Annotated in this window: 18 protein-coding genes; 5 read left to right on the forward strand and 13 right to left on the reverse strand. The window is 57.6% G+C overall.

What is annotated here, in order from left to right; translation table 11 throughout:
* Positions 1 to 41: 41 nt before the first annotated feature.
* The 8 genes from AC2FNR_RS07750 to AC2FNR_RS07785 form a co-directional block, all read right to left on the reverse strand.
* Positions 42 to 1274, reverse strand: a complete 1233-nt coding sequence (locus AC2FNR_RS07750) for a mandelate racemase/muconate lactonizing enzyme family protein (protein WP_496848598.1) — start codon at positions 1272 to 1274, stop codon at positions 42 to 44.
* Positions 1275 to 1297: 23 nt separating this feature from the next.
* Positions 1298 to 2392, reverse strand: coding sequence for a Zn-dependent alcohol dehydrogenase (locus AC2FNR_RS07755; RefSeq protein ID WP_496848600.1), 1095 nt, complete (start codon positions 2390 to 2392; stop codon positions 1298 to 1300).
* A gap of 81 nt (positions 2393 to 2473) precedes the next feature.
* A complete protein-coding gene (locus AC2FNR_RS07760) occupies positions 2474 to 3673 on the reverse strand; it encodes a TCR/Tet family MFS transporter (protein ID WP_496848601.1) in 1200 nt (399 codons plus the stop codon).
* Positions 3674 to 3733: 60 nt separating this feature from the next.
* On the reverse strand, positions 3734 to 4465 hold the full coding sequence (locus tag AC2FNR_RS07765) for an alpha/beta fold hydrolase (RefSeq protein WP_496848602.1): 732 nt from the start codon (positions 4463 to 4465) through the stop codon (positions 3734 to 3736).
* Between the two features lie 12 nt (positions 4466 to 4477).
* Positions 4478 to 5266: a 3-oxoadipate enol-lactonase gene (pcaD, locus tag AC2FNR_RS07770; RefSeq protein ID WP_496848603.1), complete on the reverse strand. Its 789-nt coding sequence runs from the start codon at positions 5264 to 5266 to the stop codon at positions 4478 to 4480.
* A gap of 59 nt (positions 5267 to 5325) precedes the next feature.
* Positions 5326 to 6300 carry a threonine ammonia-lyase gene (locus AC2FNR_RS07775; RefSeq protein ID WP_496848605.1) on the reverse strand — a complete coding sequence of 325 codons (975 nt, stop codon included), beginning with the start codon at positions 6298 to 6300 and terminating at the stop codon, positions 5326 to 5328.
* The gene (locus tag AC2FNR_RS07780; RefSeq protein WP_496848606.1) at positions 6297 to 7124 is read right to left on the reverse strand and encodes an alpha/beta fold hydrolase; all 828 of its coding nucleotides are present in this window, start codon (positions 7122 to 7124) and stop codon (positions 6297 to 6299) included. Before AC2FNR_RS07780 ends, AC2FNR_RS07775 begins: the two co-directional genes overlap by 4 nt.
* Entirely contained in the window at positions 7124 to 7810 is a 687-nt protein-coding gene (locus AC2FNR_RS07785) for a haloacid dehalogenase type II (protein ID WP_170354840.1), read from the reverse strand. The genes AC2FNR_RS07780 and AC2FNR_RS07785 overlap by 1 nt, the downstream gene beginning before the upstream one ends.
* Before the next feature lie 126 nt (positions 7811 to 7936).
* Between AC2FNR_RS07785 and AC2FNR_RS07790 the strand changes: the two genes are divergently transcribed.
* Positions 7937 to 8365, forward strand: a complete 429-nt coding sequence (locus AC2FNR_RS07790) for an FKBP-type peptidyl-prolyl cis-trans isomerase (RefSeq protein ID WP_170354841.1) — start codon at positions 7937 to 7939, stop codon at positions 8363 to 8365.
* A gap of 270 nt (positions 8366 to 8635) precedes the next feature.
* Here AC2FNR_RS07790 and AC2FNR_RS07795 read toward each other — a convergent pair whose 3' ends face one another.
* The 3 genes from AC2FNR_RS07795 to fabA are packed head-to-tail and all read right to left on the reverse strand — an operon-like array spanning position 8636 to position 11203.
* Positions 8636 to 9427: an enoyl-ACP reductase FabI gene (locus AC2FNR_RS07795; protein WP_480494153.1), complete on the reverse strand. Its 792-nt coding sequence runs from the start codon at positions 9425 to 9427 to the stop codon at positions 8636 to 8638.
* A 5-nt stretch (positions 9428 to 9432) separates the two neighbouring features.
* Positions 9433 to 10662: a beta-ketoacyl-ACP synthase I gene (fabB, locus tag AC2FNR_RS07800; protein ID WP_480866291.1), complete on the reverse strand. Its 1230-nt coding sequence runs from the start codon at positions 10660 to 10662 to the stop codon at positions 9433 to 9435.
* A 31-nt stretch (positions 10663 to 10693) separates the two neighbouring features.
* Complete coding sequence (fabA, locus tag AC2FNR_RS07805; protein WP_170326986.1) at positions 10694 to 11203, reverse strand: bifunctional 3-hydroxydecanoyl-ACP dehydratase/trans-2-decenoyl-ACP isomerase; 510 nt, start codon at positions 11201 to 11203, stop codon at positions 10694 to 10696.
* A 189-nt stretch (positions 11204 to 11392) separates the two neighbouring features.
* Between fabA and irrA the strand changes: the two genes are divergently transcribed.
* On the forward strand, positions 11393 to 11809 hold the full coding sequence (gene irrA, locus AC2FNR_RS07810) for an iron response transcriptional regulator IrrA (RefSeq protein WP_170354845.1): 417 nt from the start codon (positions 11393 to 11395) through the stop codon (positions 11807 to 11809).
* A gap of 2 nt (positions 11810 to 11811) precedes the next feature.
* Here the strand turns inward: irrA and AC2FNR_RS07815 are convergent, their stop codons facing one another.
* Positions 11812 to 12702, reverse strand: a complete 891-nt coding sequence (locus AC2FNR_RS07815) for a LysR family transcriptional regulator (protein ID WP_496848608.1) — start codon at positions 12700 to 12702, stop codon at positions 11812 to 11814.
* A gap of 86 nt (positions 12703 to 12788) precedes the next feature.
* Between AC2FNR_RS07815 and AC2FNR_RS07820 the strand changes: the two genes are divergently transcribed.
* Entirely contained in the window at positions 12789 to 13586 is a 798-nt protein-coding gene (locus tag AC2FNR_RS07820; RefSeq protein ID WP_496848610.1) for a phytanoyl-CoA dioxygenase family protein, read from the forward strand.
* A gap of 68 nt (positions 13587 to 13654) precedes the next feature.
* On the opposite strand, the gene AC2FNR_RS07825 is transcribed toward AC2FNR_RS07820, so the two are convergent.
* Positions 13655 to 14578, reverse strand: a complete 924-nt coding sequence (locus tag AC2FNR_RS07825; RefSeq protein WP_496848612.1) for a hypothetical protein — start codon at positions 14576 to 14578, stop codon at positions 13655 to 13657.
* A 61-nt stretch (positions 14579 to 14639) separates the two neighbouring features.
* Between AC2FNR_RS07825 and miaB the strand changes: the two genes are divergently transcribed.
* Both miaB and AC2FNR_RS07835 read left to right on the forward strand, forming a co-directional pair.
* Positions 14640 to 15959, forward strand: a complete 1320-nt coding sequence (miaB, locus tag AC2FNR_RS07830) for a tRNA (N6-isopentenyl adenosine(37)-C2)-methylthiotransferase MiaB (protein ID WP_496848613.1) — start codon at positions 14640 to 14642, stop codon at positions 15957 to 15959.
* 182 nt (positions 15960 to 16141) lie between these two features.
* Positions 16142 to 16903: an outer membrane protein gene (locus AC2FNR_RS07835; RefSeq protein WP_496848614.1), complete on the forward strand. Its 762-nt coding sequence runs from the start codon at positions 16142 to 16144 to the stop codon at positions 16901 to 16903.
* The last annotated feature ends 20 nt before the right edge of the window (positions 16904 to 16923 follow it).

Below are 16923 nucleotides of genomic sequence, written 5' to 3' on the forward strand. Positions count from 1 at the left end.
ATAGGGGGTCAAGGTAATATGCCCCAAACCGCAGCAGTTTGTCACCCCTCGGTTGCAGGGGCACCGCCCTGAAACGCATTGCCGTCGACGTAATTGCAGGGCTCTTCCTGCATCTGAAGGTGTAATCCGTCACCCATGAAAGGATGCGCCCGCGCCAGGTCTTCGTCGACATCGATGCCCAACCCTGCAGCCGTAGGTGCCGTTACAAAGCCGTTTTCAACGCGCAACGTGCTTTTGATCAGGGCGTCGTGAAATGGGGTCTCGATCGTTTCCAGCAAAAGCAGATTTGGGATCGAAGCCGCCAGATGAATATTCGCGGCCCATTCCACCGGTCCCGCGTATAAGTGCGGAGCCATTTGTACGTTAAAGACCTCGGCCATGGCAGCGACTTTCTTCATTTCCCAGATGCCACCGGCGCGGCCCAGTGCAGGTTGAAGAATCTCGGCTGCGCCAGCGCGCAGGACGGCTCCGAACTCGGCCTTCGTGGTCATCCGTTCGCCTGTTGCAACAGGAATTCGGACATTGCGGGCAACACGGGCCATGTCCTCGATCATGTCGGGGGGTGTGGGTTCTTCGAACCAGAGTGGCGAATATGGTTCTAGCGCCTGACCCAAGCGGATCGCACCGGCGGTGTTGAATTGGCCGTGGGTGCCGAACAGCAGATCTGCCTTGTCGCCCACGGCCTCACGGATGGCCTTGCAGAAGGCGACAGACATCGAGATATCGGACATTGCAGGCATATGCCCGCCGCGTATTGTATAAGGCCCGGCAGGGTCGAACTTGACCGCTGTAAAGCCGCGCCGGACCATTTCAGCAGCGCATTCAGCTGCCTGATCAGGTGCAGTCCAAAAGTCGTTAAGATTATGCTGGGGTAGGGGGTACAGATAGGTATAGGCGCGGATCCGATCATTCACCAGCCCACCCAGCAGAGCGTAGACGGGACGGTCGCGATCTTTGCCCAGAATGTCCCAGCACGCGATCTCAAGCCCCGAAAACGCGCCCATGACTGTCAGATCGGGTCGTTGTGTAAAGCCGCTGGAATAGGCGCGGCGGAACATAAGCTCGATGTTTTCGGGGTTTTCGCCCTGCATGTGACGCTCAAAGACGTCCCGAATGACGTGGCGCATAGCATCAGGGCCTACAGATGAAGCATAGCATTCGCCCCAACCGGTTATACCCGTGTCGGTCGTGACTTTGACCAATATCCAATAGCGCCCGCCCCAACCGGGTGCCGGCGGAGCGGTCACAATGATGTCGAGGTCCTGCAGCTTCATGGCGTCTCCTCCGGTCGTTTGCCTTAGGCTTTGTCGAACATGATCACGTTTCGCTTGGCCGAGCCGGTTTTGGTGTCTGCGATCGCCTCGTTGATCTGCGACAACGACCACCGGCCCGAGATCAGCTCGTCCAGCTTCAGCCGCCCCTGTTCATACAAGTCAATCATCCAGGGAATATCGCGCTGTATGACCACGTCGCCCATTTTCGATCCGATCAGGCCTTGCCCTAGCGCTGCAAGGATAACGGGTTCATAGCTTGACTGATCACCAGAATGAGGCATCCCGATCATGACAGCCTTCCCACCGGGCCCAAGATATCGGGGTGCCTGATCATAGGCCGGGATGGCGCCTACCGTGATCAGCACAGCGTCGGCCCCACGCCCGCCCAAGGCTTTGTAGGCGTCCTTCCATGGTGACTTCGACGTCGCCAAAACACCATGCGTCGCACCGAACTCTGCAGCGATGTCCAACTTATCTTCGGTCATATCGACGGCCACAATGCGCCGCGCTCCGGCGATACGTGCGCCCTGAATGGCGTTTAGCCCCACGCCGCCAGCGCCGATCACGACCACGTCCTGCCCTGGACGCAGACCGGCGGCGTTCACCGCGGCCCCCACGCCGGTGATCACACCGCAGGACAATAGGCTGGCTACATCCTTGGGCATGTCTGCCGGGATTTTCACAATCTGACGGTGGCTGACCACAACTTTTTCGGCAAAGGCACCGCAGGCCATGGCCTGTTCCAGCGGTCCACCGTCGGCCGTGCGCAGCGGCCCTTTAACGGTGTCATATGGCGTTTCGCAAATCGTTGGGTTACCGCCTGCACAAGACGGGCAGGATCCGCAGGCGCGGATGAGGGTGACGACAACCGGGTCGCCGATGGCAAAGTCCCCAACTGCCGGACCAACCGCAGTAATGACGCCCGCGGCCTCGTGCCCGTAAACGGCAGGCAGGAACCCACCCCAGGCACCGCTTGCGTAGGATATATCCGAGTGGCAGATCGCGACCGCGTCCAGAGTGACTTCGACCTCGCCCGTTTGAGGTGGCGCGATTTGGATGTCCTCGATGACCAAGGGGTCGCCGAAGGCCCGGCAGACGGCGGCTTTGATTGTTTGCATCTCTTCCCTCATTTCCTTTGGGCCACGGTGGCGCGCCGGATTGCAGGCTGCAAGGTGGAATCCGTCACAGCGGTGTCGCTGTTACACTTTTTTGGGTTTTGCTTTCAGAAAGGCTGCAAAGCCGAGGACCATCAAGACCATGGCCAGCAGGAAAGGGGCACCCGGCAGATAAAGTCCCGTATCTGGTCTGGCAAACTGCGCAAAGACGCTGGTCATCAGCAAGGGGGAAATCACCATCGATAGGGCATGCAGTGAGGTAAGGACGCCCTGCAACTCGCCTTGCTGGCTGTCCGGCGTAGCCTTGGACATCATCGCTTGCAAGGCGGGGGTCACAACCGCACCCAGCGCGGTGAGAGGGATCAGCAGCAATGCGATCGGACCACTTGTCAGAAACGCCAGAATAGCGAAGCTGATAATCTCGATGACCATGCCGTAGATGATCGTTCCTCTTTCGCCCAGATACCGGGTAGCTGGCCGGATCAACCCGCCTTGAACGGCAGCCATGCCAATTCCATAAACACCAAGGGACAAGCCGATCATCTGGGGGGACCACCCAAACCGTTCGGTGGTGAAATAAGCCCAGATGGCAGGGTATACGTAAATTGAGATCGAATAGAGGAAATATACCCACAGCATCGGGCGAATGCCGGGCAATCCCGCAATGGCGCGGAGGGAATTGATTGGGTTTGCGCGGCGCAGATTGAAAGCTCTGCGCGTTTTGTCGGTCACGGTTTCGGGCATTACGAAAAGACCAATTGCAAAGGTCACCAATGACAATGCAGCGGCCGCCCAGAAGGGGGCACGGGTCCCGTATTCGCTCAGCAGGCCGCCGATCACGGGGCCCAAAACGAACCCGACGCCGAAAGCTGCGCCGAGCAGACCGAAATTGGCCGCCTTTTCTGCGGGTTTGGAAACATCTGCCATAAAGGCTGCTGCAGTGGCGTGGGTGGCCGCTGTGACACCACCGACAATCCGCCCAACCAATAGCAGCCATATACTGCCCGCCAATGCCATCACCACATAGTCCAACGACATAACGAACAGCGACACCAGCAGAACTGCTCTGCGCCCATAGGCGTCTGAAAGATTGCCTAGGATGGGGCCGAAGACGAATTGCATTGCTGCAAATGCAGTGCTGAGAACACCTCCCCAAACTGCTGCACCGGCCAGCGTACCGCCCTGAACTTCGACGATGAGTTCGGGCATGATCGGCAGAACCAGCCCAATGCCCATTGCGTCGATCATGACTGTGAGCAGGACAAAGAGAAAGGGAAGACGCATGGAGACCGCTGAGTGAATACTCCGGCACTCTAGCCACAGAGTTTATCGCTGAAAAGTGGCTTACGCCCCGCCCTCGTTGGGCAAGTCAATTGCGATACTGTCCAATATTTCGGCCAGCTGACCCGGATGGGAAAAGAACGGAGAGTGAGAGCTGTCGATGCTATGCCGCATGGCTTCGGGAACGCCGAAACTCATCTGCTTTTGATACTCGGGCGGGATCGTGCGGTCGTCGGTGGCTTGGATATAAGCCTTGGATACGCGCGCGAATGCATCGCTGAGCGGCAGGGGCGTATCTTGCGGCGCAATGGCCTGAGGACATAGCCGCGAAAGCGCATAGGGTACGGTTTCAGCCGGGCAGTCGTAATAAAACAGATCCTGAACCCGCTCGGGCTTGACCGTGTAGGATAGACCATCTGCCGATTTATCCACCGCATCTCCGATGGTCTGACGAGGGGACTGTCGGCGCATCTCGATCATCGACATCCCGTCTTTGGGAAGGTAGGCGCACAAATACACCAAGGCGCGCATCCTCGTCGGTTGGGCCTCGGCCGCGGCGCTGATCGGGTAGCCGCCCCATGAATGCCCGACGACAATCGTCTGCGGCGAACACGCCTTGAGTACCGCGTCGCGGCATCCCTGCAATGTGACCTCGGAAACCGGTGTCGGATCAGCACCGTGGCTAGGCATGTCGATTGCGCGTGCCGTATGCCCCAAGGCGGCAAGTTCGGGGATCAGATCGCGCCAGCACCACGCACCGTGGCATGACCCATGGACCAGAAGGAAATCTGCCAATGCTGTTCTCCTTCAGATATGCCCGATATCCGCCAGGAAACGGCTTAGAATCGCTGCGTATTCCTGGGGTTGCTCGACACAGGGCAGATGCCCGGCTCGGCGCATCAGTTCAAAACGAGAGCCGGGGACAAGATCAATGGTTTCCCGTACCAGATCAGGCGGAGTTGAGCCATCCTCGCTGCCGGCAATGCCCAGTGTAGGCAATCTTAAGCCGCTGGTTGGCGTATAGAAATCCGTGCCTGAAATCGCCGCGCAACATCCCAAGAATCCGTCCTCGGGTTGTCGCGCCATCATGTTGCGCCATAACAGGTGATCTGGCGTCGCCCGAAAGGCTTTTGAGAACCAGCGTTCCATTGTGGCGTCTGCCAGCGCTTCGATCCCACCCTCACGAATGACGTCCATACGCTGGTTCCACATCGCTGGGGTGCCGATTTTGGCCGCGGTATTCGACAAGACCAACCCCCGGATCAAGTCCAACCGTTTGACGGCCAACCCTTGTGCGATCAGCCCGCCAATCGAAAGGCCCACGAACACACAATCCCGGATTTCGAGGTGATCCAGCAGGGATTCTGCATCTCGAACCAGCGCCCCCATAGAATACGGAGCGGGTGGTGCAGAAGACAGCCCGTGCCCCCGTTTGTCATACCGGATCAGACGAAGCCCGGCCGGCAGAAGAGGCAATACGGCGTCCCAAAGCCGCATATCCGTGCCCAGCGAATTGGCGAACACTACCGGTGCCCCGCTTGGATCGCCATCCTCACGGTAATGGAGCTTTATGTCCCCGAAATCTGCAATTTGCATGACATAATCCCCGTTCGTCATACGTTAAGCCAGCACCCTGCCTTATCGGTCCTGTGTTGTCAGGTCAGGAATTCCAGCGCTTTTCCAAAGACTTCCGGGTCAGCGTTGCCGCCAGATGCCACTACGATAACAGTGTCGCCTTCAATTTCGGCGCCACGGTACAAAGCGGCCGCCAACGACACAGCGCCGCCTGGCTCCAACACTATTTTCAATCGCAAAAACGCTTGGGCCATGGCGCGAAGGGCTTCCTCTTCCGTGACCGAAAGGCCCGGACCGCACAAGCGGTTCAGGATGGGAAAGGTGAGGTCGCCGGGCTGCGGTGTCAGGATCGCGTCGCAAAGATTGCCGGATGTCGACTTGTTCGCCTGAATCTGCCCGGTCGCCAATGAGCGTTTCACATCGTCAAATCCTTCGGGCTCACACGGGCGGGGGCGAAGCCCCGGAGCGTGACCCTCCAATGCCAGCGCGATTCCAGACGTCAGCCCGCCTCCGCCGCAGCAGACAAGAACGTCGGCTTGGGTGACGCCGAGGGCAGTGGCTTGCCGGGCGATCTCCAATCCCGTCGTGCCCTGACCCGCTATAACCTGTGGTTCGTCATAGGGTCGGATCAGCGTCAAGCCACGCTCGGCTGCAAGGGCTTCGCCGATCTCTTCACGGCTTTCACTAGCGCGATCGTACAACACCACTTCTCCGCCCAAAGCGCGGGTGTTGTTGATTTTCAGCTGAGGCGCGTCCGAGGGCATGATGATGACGGAGGATATGCCGTGTTGTGCGGCGGCATACGCTACCCCCTGTGCGTGGTTACCCGACGAATAGGCGATCACACCGCTCTGGCGCTCGGCTTCACCCAATGCGGAGATGGCCGACCAAGCCCCTCGAAACTTGAAACTGCCCGTGTGCTGCAGGCACTCGGGTTTAACCAGAACCCGACGGCCGGCAAGTTCATCAATGAACGGAGAAGACAGCAGCGGCGTTTCCCGCACATGTCCTTTCAGCCGCTCAGAGGCGGCTTCGATCATTTGCAATGTGCTCATAGGGCGTCCAGTGTTTTTCGGATCAGATCAAGCGACTCAGGTTCATCCAGAAAAGGCGCATGGCCCCGGTCTGGAACCGAGACAGAGACCAGCCCCGGATGTCGATCATGCATCTCGGCCAGGGTCTGCTCGCTTAGCACGTCCGAGTTTTCGCCGCGAATAACACCGGTCGGGATGTTTCGCAGAGCTTCAAAAAACAGCCACATGTCCGGTATCGCGCCTGCCGCTGCCTGATCCAGAAGAGCGGTGCGCAGGCTTGGGTCATAGCGCAGTTTCAAACCTTGCGGGGTTTCCTCGTTCTGGAACTCAGCCATTTGTCGCCACCTTTGCAGGGGGACACCGGGGAAATGCGCCTCCATCATGTGCTGCAGGGCACGCGCCGCATCGTCATAGGTCTTTGATACGGGTTGTTTGCCGACATAGTCCATGATCTTGGCGATACCCGATGTATCGATGACAGGGCCAATATCGTTAAGCACAACTGCGGCCAGACGCTCCGGGTGGCTGGCAGCCAGTGCCATGGCGATTAGACCCCCGCGTGACGTTCCGATCACTGATACCCGCTCAAGGCCAAGGTGATCCAGCAACTCAATGGCGTCATGCGCTTCGCGCAAGACGTTGTAGTTTCCATGGTCGGGGTCATAATCCGATTGTCCACGCCCCCGGTAATCCATCGCGATCATTCGATGATCGGCCATATGTGGCGCCAGAAACGAAAAATCCTGCGTGTTACGGGTCAGCCCTGCAAGACAGAAAACAGGCGCGCCGGACCCGGTGTCCTCGAAATATAGTTTCTTGCCGTCAGTGGTCGTGAAAAAGGGCATTACAGTCCTGCGATTTGGGGAATGGTCGTCAGGTCGGACAGTACATGCGCAGGCTTCCATGGCAAGCGATCCATCGGCTCCTGTGCCCGGTTGACCCAAGTGGTCACGAAGCCGTACCCGCTGGCCCCCGCGGCGTCCCACCCGTTTGAACTGACAAACAGAACCTCGTCCCGCGCGCATCCAAAGCGTTGTTGAACCAGATCATAGACTTTGGAATGCGGTTTGAAGACGCCGACACTTTCGACCGACAGAACATCGTCTAGTACATCGCCGATGCCGGCCGATTGGACCGCTCCGTCCAGCATCGGAGGGGAGCCGTTCGACAGTATTGCAGTCTGAAGGCCGCCGGCTTTCAGAGCGGCTAGCATGGCGGGAACCTCGGGGTAAGCCTGCAATTCCCAATACAGGTCCAGCAAGCGCTGTCGCAAGGTCGCGTTGCCGTCCAGACCAGTGGCCTCCAGCGCCCAGTCCAACCCATCTTGGGTCACGTCCCAGAAATCAGCATGAGCGTCGGCAACGGCGCGCAGCCATGTGTATTGCAACTGTTTCAGCCGCCAGTAATTCGCCAGATCGGGCCACTTTTCCTGCAATGATTCAAAGCCCGGTTCTGCCGCGGCCTGTCGTGCCGCAGCCGCGACATCAAAAAGCGTGCCATAGGCGTCGAAAACGCATGTTGTGATCGGCATCGTGTCCCCTCCATCCATCCGGCGAAGGTTTGCACAACAGGTGGTCGCTTGAAAGGGGGAAGGGCTTACAATGACGTGTCAGCCCCTAGGGTTGGCCGTTCAACTCTTTAACGGCCGGAGGCCAGAATGACCGCAATCAAACAGGGCGACACTGTTCGCATTCACTACACCGGTACGCTGTTGGACGGAAACGTCTTTGACAGTTCGGACGGGCGCGACCCGTTGGAGTTCGTGGTAGGCTCGGGCCAGATCATCCCGGGTCTGGACAGTGCGATGCCGGGTCTGACGGTTGGCGAAAAGAAGCGAGTCGAGATTGCCTGCGTTGATGCCTATGGACCGATAAATCCAGAAATGCGGCAAAGTATCCCCCGCGAAGGTATCCCGGATGACATTCCCCTGACACCAGGATCACAACTGCAGATGCAGACGCCTGAAGGTCAGGTGCTGCCAGTCACGGTGGTCGAGGCTGACGACGCAACAGTGACGCTGGATGCAAATCATCCATTGGCTGGTCAGGATCTGATTTTCGACGTCGAGGTTATTTCGGTCAACTGACCTATCGTAGCAGAGAGGATCAGCCTGTAATCAGGCTGGTCCAGGATTCGAACTCAGCACGAACCTGCGGCTGCGTGAAAAACACAAACAACATTAACAATGTTGTCAGGCCCAGCAATGCAATCCGCCCGCGTACCCCTAGAAAACCCGATTTACGACGGGACCTAGAGGAGCGCGCGTTGCTTGCAACAATATGATCAGCTTTGCTCATGCCGCCTGTTTTGCCGGTGAAAGATGGTCAAATCTTGGCACCGGCAGGGAAAACTCGGGTCACATAAAGTCTGGCTGCGGCATGCCCAGTACGTGGAACCCGCCATCTACCTTGATAATCTCGCCCGAGGTGCAGGCTCCGGCTTCTGATGCCAAGTACACAGCAGTGCCGCCCACGGCCTCCAGCGTCGCGTTCGAGCGCATGGGCGCATTCTGGTCGCAGAACTTGTAGGTCTTGCGTGCGCCACCGATGGCCGCACCGGCCAGTGTTTTCATCGGACCGGGCGAGATGGCGTTCACGCGAATGCCTTCGGGGCCTAGATCATTGGCCAGATAGCGTGTAGCCGATTCCAGCGCCGCTTTGGCGACACCCATCACGTTGTAGTTCGGAACCACGCGATTCGAGCCCTGATAGGTCAGCGTCAGCAAAGTGCCACCATTGTCCTTCATCATGGGATAGGCGCGGCGGGCGACCTCGATAAAGGAGTAGGCCGATACATCCATCGAATGTTTAAAGTTCGCCCGCGTTGTGTTCAGGAACCGGCCGGTCAGTTCCGACTTGTCCGAATAGGCGATTGCGTGGACCACGAAATCAATCGTCGGCCAACGCTGGGCTAGTTCGTCAAAGGCGCGATCCAGCGATTCGTCGTCGGTCACATCCGCGTCGACCATGAAGTCGCTGCCGAGGCTTTGCGCCAAGGGCTCCAGCCGCTTTCCGAATGCTTCGCCCTGATAGGTGAAAGCCAGTTCGGCGCCCGCTTCGTGCATGGCCTTGGCGATGCCCCACGCGATCGAGCGGTCATTGGCCACGCCCATGATAAGGCCGCGTTTGCCTTTAAGAAGATCCGACATCACATTCACCCGTTATACTTTGAAAGAACCATGGATCCGTTGGTGCCGCCAAAGCCGAAGCTGTTGGTCATCACCGAGTCGAGTCCCGCATTTTCAACGACTTGCGTTGCAATTTCACCGGGCTGGATGCCTTCGGCGAGCGTTTCGACATTGATCGACGGTGTAATGAAATCATTGTCCAGCATCAGCAGGCAGAAGATCGCCTCCAATGCGCCCGCAGCGCCTTGCGCGTGGCCGGTCATCGACTTGGTCGACGAAATCGGCGGCACGTTGCCTTCGCCAAAGATGCGGCGCACGGCTTCAACCTCGCCCACATCGCCGACCGGGGTCGAGGTCCCGTGGGCGTTGATGTATCCAACCTTGCGGCCTTCGGGCAGGGTGGACAGGGCCAGACGCATCGCGCGTTCGCCGCCTTCACCCGAAGGGGCCACCATGTCATGCCCGTCCGAGGTTGCGGCATAGCCGGTAACTTCGGCATAGATCTTGGCACCGCGCGCCAATGCGTGATCAAGGTCTTCCAGCACGACGATGCCGCCGCCACCGGAAATCACGAACCCGTCGCGATTCTGATCAAAGGCGCGCGAGGCTTTGTCCGGCGTGTCGTTGTATTTCGACGACATCGCGCCCATCGCGTCGAACAGGCAGGACAGCGTCCAGTCCAGTTCTTCACCGCCGCCTGCAAACATCACATCCTGCTTGCCCAGCATGATCTGTTCCGCCGCGTTGCCGATGCAATGCAGCGAGGTCGAGCAGGCCGAGGTAATTGAGTAGTTGATGCCCTTGATCTTGAACGCCGTTGCAAGGTTGGCCGAAATCGTCGAGCACATGCATTTCGGCACCGCGAACGGCCCGATCCGCTTGGTCGCGCCGTTTTTCAGCACGGTCTGATGCGCTGTCAGCATGGCGCTGGTCGAGGGGCCACCCGAGCCTGCCACCAGACCTGTGCGCGGGTTCACCACCTGATCTTCGGTCAGACCGGAATCTGCGATCGCCTGGCTCATCGCGATATGGGCATAAGCCGCGCCGGGCCCCATGAAACGCAAGGTGCGCTTGTCCACATGCTCTGTCACGTTGATCTTCAGCGAGCCGGCAATCTGGCTGCGAAAACCGTGTTCGACCATCTGGTCATTGGCCTCAATGCCGGACTTGCCAGCTTTGAGTGAGGCCAGAACCTCTTGGGCATTGTTCCCGATGGAGGAGACAATCCCCAAACCGGTGACAACTACTCGACGCATATGCGTGCTCCTTATTTCGGGCCGATCAGGCTCAGGCTTCGGACAGGACGACTTTCATGTCCTTGACGTCGTAAATCATTTCACCGTCCGCTTCGACGATACCATCCGCCACACCCATAGTCAGGCGGCGGGTCTGGATCGCCTTTTTGAAATCAATTTTGTAAGTCAGCATCTTGCGGTCGGGGCGGACCATGCCGGTCAGCTTGACCTCGCCCACGCCAACAGCCATGCCACGCCCCTGCCAGCCGCGCCAGCCGAGGTTAAAGCCGGTCAGCTGCCACAGGCCATCCAGCCCCAAACAGCCAGGCATGATCGGGTTCCCGGGGAAGTGGCAGTCAAAGAACCACAGGTCCGGAGTAATGTCGAATTCCGCCAAAACATGACCTTTGCCATGCGCGCCACCATCGGCTGAGATATCGGTAATCCGGTCCATCATCAGCATCGGCGGGGCAGGCAACTGCGCGTTACCGGGGCCGAATAATTCGCCACGGGCGCATTTCAGCAGATCATCCTTGTCAAAGCTGCTCGGGAATTGGGCCATTCTTGCCGCCTCTCCTGCCAGGGGTCTGTTCATTCAATCTGGCCTCGTCTAGCACCCGTATGCAAGGTCCTGCAAGAGCGGTGGCCAACATCATGCGGTGTTCTGTCCGTTCTTTGCGAATGAATTTCATTTGAAATTACCTGACTTCAGCACCTATATATACTTCAGCAACAAAACGGTATCGGATTCATGACACCAGAAAGCCAGAGCATAGCCACGAACTGGTTGGTTCACGCCGGACTGCGCCCGACGCGTCAGCGTGTGGCCCTGGCCGAGCTTTTGGTCGGGGACGGAAAGCACCGTCATGTGACAGCGGAAAGTCTGTTTGAATCAGCTAAAAAGAACGGCGATGCCGTGTCTTTAGCGACTGTATACAACACTCTGCGGGCATTCTGCGACGCGGGCGTTCTGCAGGAAATCACCGTAGACGGGTCGAAAAGCTATTTCGACACCAACACGCATGATCACCCGCATTTTTTCTGGGAGGATGAAGGGCGCCTGAGCGATGCACCATCCGAACAGCTTGTGATCCAGCGCCTGCCCGAAGCACCCGAAGGGGTCGAGATCGCTTCGGTCGATGTCGTGATCCGGTTGCGAAAGAAGTAACCTTACGTCGTTAATTCCGACAGGATATCTTGCGCTCTGTCCAAGAGGGTGTCCATTGGACCCGTTCCATGCCGCGCGAGCACGACGGGCTCGGCTGCGAAATCATCGGTGACAGGTCGACTAACCAGTGGCATCCCATCGTAGCTAACTGCAGCGGGGATATTCGCATAGGTCATAGCGACTCCTTCATTGTTTGCGGCCAGGCTGCGTTGGATTTCAAGTGATGCAGCGCGGTGTGCGACATTGGGTGTCTGCCCAGCTTTGCGAAACAAAGTCAGAAAATGTTGGGCAGAAAGTCCTTCGTCCGACAGGATCAAGGGATACGCCGCGATTTCCTTCAACGAGAGATGCCTGTGCTCCGCAAGCGGATGATCCGGAGATATCACCGCGTTCGGGCATGTGATGCAGAGCGACGTGGTCGTGAACCCGGCATCCAGCGTCAGCCCATAGGTAATCGCAAAGTCGATCTCACCCTGAACTAAGCCTGAGATTAAACCTTGGAAATTATCTACCCGGTAAGTCACATGGACATCTGGAAGGCCCTCTCGCAACAGGCGCAAGGCGCAGGCGAGCAGGAAGGGGGCAAGATCGTCGAAACATCCCAATCGCAAACGAGCCGCTGCAGGCCCCGTGGAGGTTGCGTTTTCCAGTTTCGCGGCGCGCGACAGCAATGCCTCGGCCTGTTCGATGAATGAGCGCCCTTGCGGGGTCACGGTCATCGCAGCACCGCGCTTTCGTGTGAATAATGGGTACCCCAGTTGGTCTTCGACCCGTGTTAGGGCGTTGGACAAAGCCGGTTGCGAAACATTCAGATGTTGGGCCGCCGCGGACAGGCCGCCGTATCGTCCAATGGCGCAGACATATTCGTATTGTCTAAGTGAAAGGTATAACATGGTTTTATATTTAGCTTCAAAAGATATGACTTGAACAGAGACCAATGCCATGCGCAGATCACAACGCAATCGGCACGGAGACTGACATGACCCATCCCCTTGTGACGCAAGACATGATCGACACCTATCAGCGCGACGGTGTTGTTCTGATCCGGAGACTGTTTGCCGATTATGTGGAAACCTTGCGCGATGGGGTTGCGGCGAACATGGCTGAGCCTGGCCCATACGCTTCGGACAATAAGAAACAGGGCGAGACCGGACTGTTTTTTGACGATTATTGCAATTGGACGAGGGTCAAACAGTTTCAAGATGTGATCCACAACTCTCCGGCAGCTGAGGTTGCCGCCGATCTGATGCAGTCACAAACTGTTCAGATGTTTCACGACCACGTCCTGGTGAAGGAACCGGGCACCTCGATGGCAACGCCGTGGCATCAGGATGGGCCGTATTATTTTGTTGAAGGCCAGCAGACGATCAGTTTCTGGTCGCCGCTTGATCCTGTGACAAAAGCGACCTTGCGCTGCGTGGCCGGATCGCACAAGTGGGAGAAAGAGGTTCTACCGACTCGCTGGGTGTCCGAAGAAGGGTTCTTTCCCGATGAGGGCCAATACATTCCTGTCCCTGACCCGGATGCTGAAGGGATGCGCGTGGTCGAGTTCGAGATGCAGCCAGGTGACGCGGTAGCGTTCAACTATCACACGCTGCACGGCGCGCGCGGGAATCACTCTGACAGCCGCCGTCGTGCGTTTTCACTGCGTCTGGTGGGCGATGACGCGCGCTATGTAGAGCGACCCGGTCGAACCTCACCGCCGTTTCCGGGCCATGACATGGTGCCCGGGCAGCGTCTGCGTGAGGATTGGTTTCCGATGGTGTGGCCACGATAGGGGGCTCTGCCCCCGGCGCGGCGGGGCCGCACCTCTCCAGGGATATTTTTGGCCAGATGAAGGTTGGATCAGAACCACTGACCGGATTCGATCAGGCCCAAATCCAGCAATTGGGTCGAGTTCCATTCGAACGCGACCGAGTTCCGCCACTTGAAGCTTGGGATGTCGAAGGTCGACCCGGCGTTTGATTTCAGTGCTTTAGCCGCACGGAAAGAGCAGATCGCTGCGGTCAGGTTGTGGTGCCAGGGGCAGGAATACGTGTTATATTCTGGTTCGCTAAAGGTGTGATCGGGCAACAGGCGCAGATTTTTGCGGGGCTTGAACAGGCCAATCCTATCGATGCGGCGGCGTTCATAGGGGATGTGGTCTTCGAACCTCCAGCGCAAACCTCCGGACATGTCCAGCTGGCGCTCTAGCGGCTGACCGTCAGGAGTGTGGCGAGTGTGGGCATAGTATCCAATGCGGTCCAGCATAGCACGATCCGGAGCCACTCCGTTGGGGAAAGCCGTAAGGTCATCGGCATACAGATCGACCACATGGGTCAACATCGCATCGCGGCGTTCTTCGGTGTGAAAGGCTAGCATCTCACCGATGGCGCGGGTCTCGCAGAAGGGGAAAAACAGGTATTCGGCGTTGTAGCAGTAATACATCCAATTGGATGGAGCGGCTTCAATCACCTTGTTAATCGTGTCGAAAACGACGGTCCGCGGTGCGCAGGTCAACGCAACCCGGTGGATACGTTTTGTCAATTCCTCCGGCAGTGTGAATTCTGCGGGCATGAAGGCGATCAGATTGGTAAACCCAAGTTTCAGGTGATGGCGTATTGTACTTTCAAGTTCGACATCATCCTCGGCAAAGATCAGGGCAATCGGCCCCTTTTTCAGCGCATCCGTGCCGGATTGCAGGAAAGAGTTTACAGAGTCGTACTGCATGGCCTGTTCGCGCTCGTCTTGCTGGTGTTTTGGGTCAAAATCGGGTAATCGCGCGGGCATTGCAAGCGGCGTTCGTAAGGTATAGATGACGCCGATCCCGCGAACGCAAAAGGCCCTACCCATGTCGGAACCTAAAAAGCTGTACATCAAGACCTATGGTTGCCAGATGAACGTCTATGACAGCGAACGTATGGCCGAAACGCTCGGCGGTCAGGGATATGTAGAGACAAAAAGCCCCGACGACGCGGATATGATACTGCTGAACACCTGCCATATCCGGGAAAAGGCCGCTGAAAAGGTCTATTCCGAGTTGGGTCGCTTCAAAGGTCTGAAGGCGGAAAAGCCTGATCTTAAGATCGGGGTGGCCGGTTGTGTTGCACAGGCCGAGGGCGAAGAGATCATGCGCCGCCAGCCTCTGGTCGATCTGGTGGTCGGCCCGCAAAGCTATCACCGTCTGCCCGAGATGGAGGCCAAGACCCGCGAAGGCGCGAAGGCGCTGGACACCGATTTCCCGGAAGAAGACAAGTTCGAAAAGCTCAAGAACCGACCCAAAGCCAAGCGCGGCCCCACGGCGTTTTTGACCGTTCAGGAAGGTTGCGACAAATTCTGTGCCTTCTGTGTTGTGCCCTATACCCGCGGGGCCGAAGTCAGCCGCCCGGCGGATCGCATCATCCGCGAGGCGCAGGATCTGGTCGAACGCGGCGTGCGCGAAATCACTTTGCTGGGTCAGAACGTCAACGCCTATCACGGGGCTGGCCCGAACGGTGACACGACGCTGGCGGGGTTGATCTGGGAGTTGAACAAGGTTGACGGGCTGGAACGTATCCGATTCACCACGTCGCACCCCAACGACATGGCCGATGACCTGATCGAAGCGCACGGAACCTGCGACAAGCTGATGCCCTATCTGCACCTGCCGGTTCAGTCGGGCTCGGACCGGATTCTGAAACGGATGAATCGCAGCCACACGGCGGACAGCTATCTGCGCCTGATCGAACGCATCCGTGAAGCACGGCCCGATATCATGATGTCGGGCGACTTCATCGTGGGCTTCCCCGAGGAGACAGAAGAGGACTTTCAGGCCACGTTGGATCTGGTGGAGCAGGTGAGGTACGGGTACGCGTATTCGTTCAAGTATTCGACCCGTCCGGGAACGCCGGCGGCCGAACGGTCTCAGGTTGATCCTGAGGTGGCGGATGACCGCCTACAGCGCCTGCAGGCTGTGATCACCCGTCATCAGCGCGAAATTCAGGATGCAATGGTGGGCCGGAATGTCCGTGTTCTGTTCGAAAAGCCCGGTCGCCTGCCTGGCCAAATGGTCGGAAAATCCGAGTATCTTCATTCGGTTCACGTCTCGGGCCCCAATGTCGAGGTGGGTGAGTTGCGCGACGTTCGCATCACCGCGTCGGGGGCAAATTCGCTTGCGGGCGAGCTGCTCTGAACCTGGCTGAAACTGTGGTGAAAACACCAACGCCTGATTCTGAACCGAAAATTAACACTTGATTTATGACTTCGATCTATGCTCGGAGAAATGCTAGATTTTTTAGGGGTCTAGGGTTCCATACGTATCAGGAGTTCTAGTCTCCTAGGCAGATCAGTGTGTCGAGATGTCGGAGAGTGCGAGTGTTTGAATTGACGGTTCTGAAAAGCTCTGGTTTGCGTCTGTTCTGGGGGCTACTTACTTCCATTGTCTTCGGGTCCTGCACTTTGGCCGGGAATCCAGAACCTGGCCTCACCGATCCGCCAGTTGTCAACCCCAAGCGTTCTAACGGCGACATAAGTGCATTTTACCTGGGCGTTACCGGTGGATATTCTCTCGGAGGAACAGATGAGTTTGGGTTGGCAACGCCCGGGGCCACATTTCCCGTTGGAGACTTGGATCTGAAGGGGTCATTCGGCGGTGTTCGCGCAGGTTGGCGTGGAGTGCTTCCTGCGCGAAGTGGGCGCGACTACGTATATGGGCTAGAGATTGGGTACGAGTTCGGCTCGATAGATGATGAAGTCACCACCTCGGTCAATGGCGTATCTGTTACCGGCGGCTCCGAGGTGTCTGATATATTTTCTGTACGGTTTCGCAGTGGCCTAACGAACAAAAGCGGCAGTATTTTGTATTTTGTGTCTGCTGGTTATGTTCGCGGAGATGTCGAAACGACGAACAGCCTTACGTTTGGCCCGACAGCCCAGTCCTTCCAGGAATCCGACAGCAGGAATGGTTTTTCTGTCAGTATCGGAGCTGAGCATAGCCTGAACGACGATTGGTCGATCACTGGTGAATACGAGTATGTTCAGTTTGAGGGCAAGGATGTCGAATTTGGCAGCGGGTTTTCGACTCGTTCGACGCCTGAGTATCGCAGTCTTCGGTTTGGTTTGAACTACACCTTCTGACCTCCTTAAGTCTGGTGGCC

The organism is Ruegeria sp. SATB045 (assembly GCF_059613525.1).

Coding starts and splice junctions, on each gene's coding strand:
- fabB (WP_480866291.1), bottom strand. CDS start 10,662: ATGCGTCGAGTAGTTGTCACCGGTTTGGGGATTGTCTCCTCCATCGGG.
- AC2FNR_RS07825 (WP_496848612.1), bottom strand. CDS start 14,578: ATGCCCGCGCGATTACCCGATTTTGACCCAAAACACCAGCAAGACGAG.
- AC2FNR_RS07780 (WP_496848606.1), bottom strand. CDS start 7,124: ATGCCCTTTTTCACGACCACTGACGGCAAGAAACTATATTTCGAGGAC.
- fabA (WP_170326986.1), bottom strand. CDS start 11,203: ATGGCCCAATTCCCGAGCAGCTTTGACAAGGATGATCTGCTGAAATGC.
- AC2FNR_RS07795 (WP_480494153.1), bottom strand. CDS start 9,427: ATGTCGGATCTTCTTAAAGGCAAACGCGGCCTTATCATGGGCGTGGCC.
- AC2FNR_RS07790 (WP_170354841.1), top strand. CDS start 7,937: ATGACCGCAATCAAACAGGGCGACACTGTTCGCATTCACTACACCGGT.
- AC2FNR_RS07785 (WP_170354840.1), bottom strand. CDS start 7,810: ATGCCGATCACAACATGCGTTTTCGACGCCTATGGCACGCTTTTTGAT.
- miaB (WP_496848613.1), top strand. CDS start 14,640: ATGTCGGAACCTAAAAAGCTGTACATCAAGACCTATGGTTGCCAGATG.
- AC2FNR_RS07815 (WP_496848608.1), bottom strand. CDS start 12,702: ATGTTATACCTTTCACTTAGACAATACGAATATGTCTGCGCCATTGGA.
- pcaD (WP_496848603.1), bottom strand. CDS start 5,266: ATGCAAATTGCAGATTTCGGGGACATAAAGCTCCATTACCGTGAGGAT.
- irrA (WP_170354845.1), top strand. CDS start 11,393: ATGACACCAGAAAGCCAGAGCATAGCCACGAACTGGTTGGTTCACGCC.
- AC2FNR_RS07820 (WP_496848610.1), top strand. CDS start 12,789: ATGACCCATCCCCTTGTGACGCAAGACATGATCGACACCTATCAGCGC.
- AC2FNR_RS07760 (WP_496848601.1), bottom strand. CDS start 3,673: ATGCGTCTTCCCTTTCTCTTTGTCCTGCTCACAGTCATGATCGACGCA.
- AC2FNR_RS07755 (WP_496848600.1), bottom strand. CDS start 2,392: ATGCAAACAATCAAAGCCGCCGTCTGCCGGGCCTTCGGCGACCCCTTG.
- AC2FNR_RS07750 (WP_496848598.1), bottom strand. CDS start 1,274: ATGAAGCTGCAGGACCTCGACATCATTGTGACCGCTCCGCCGGCACCC.
- AC2FNR_RS07775 (WP_496848605.1), bottom strand. CDS start 6,300: ATGAGCACATTGCAAATGATCGAAGCCGCCTCTGAGCGGCTGAAAGGA.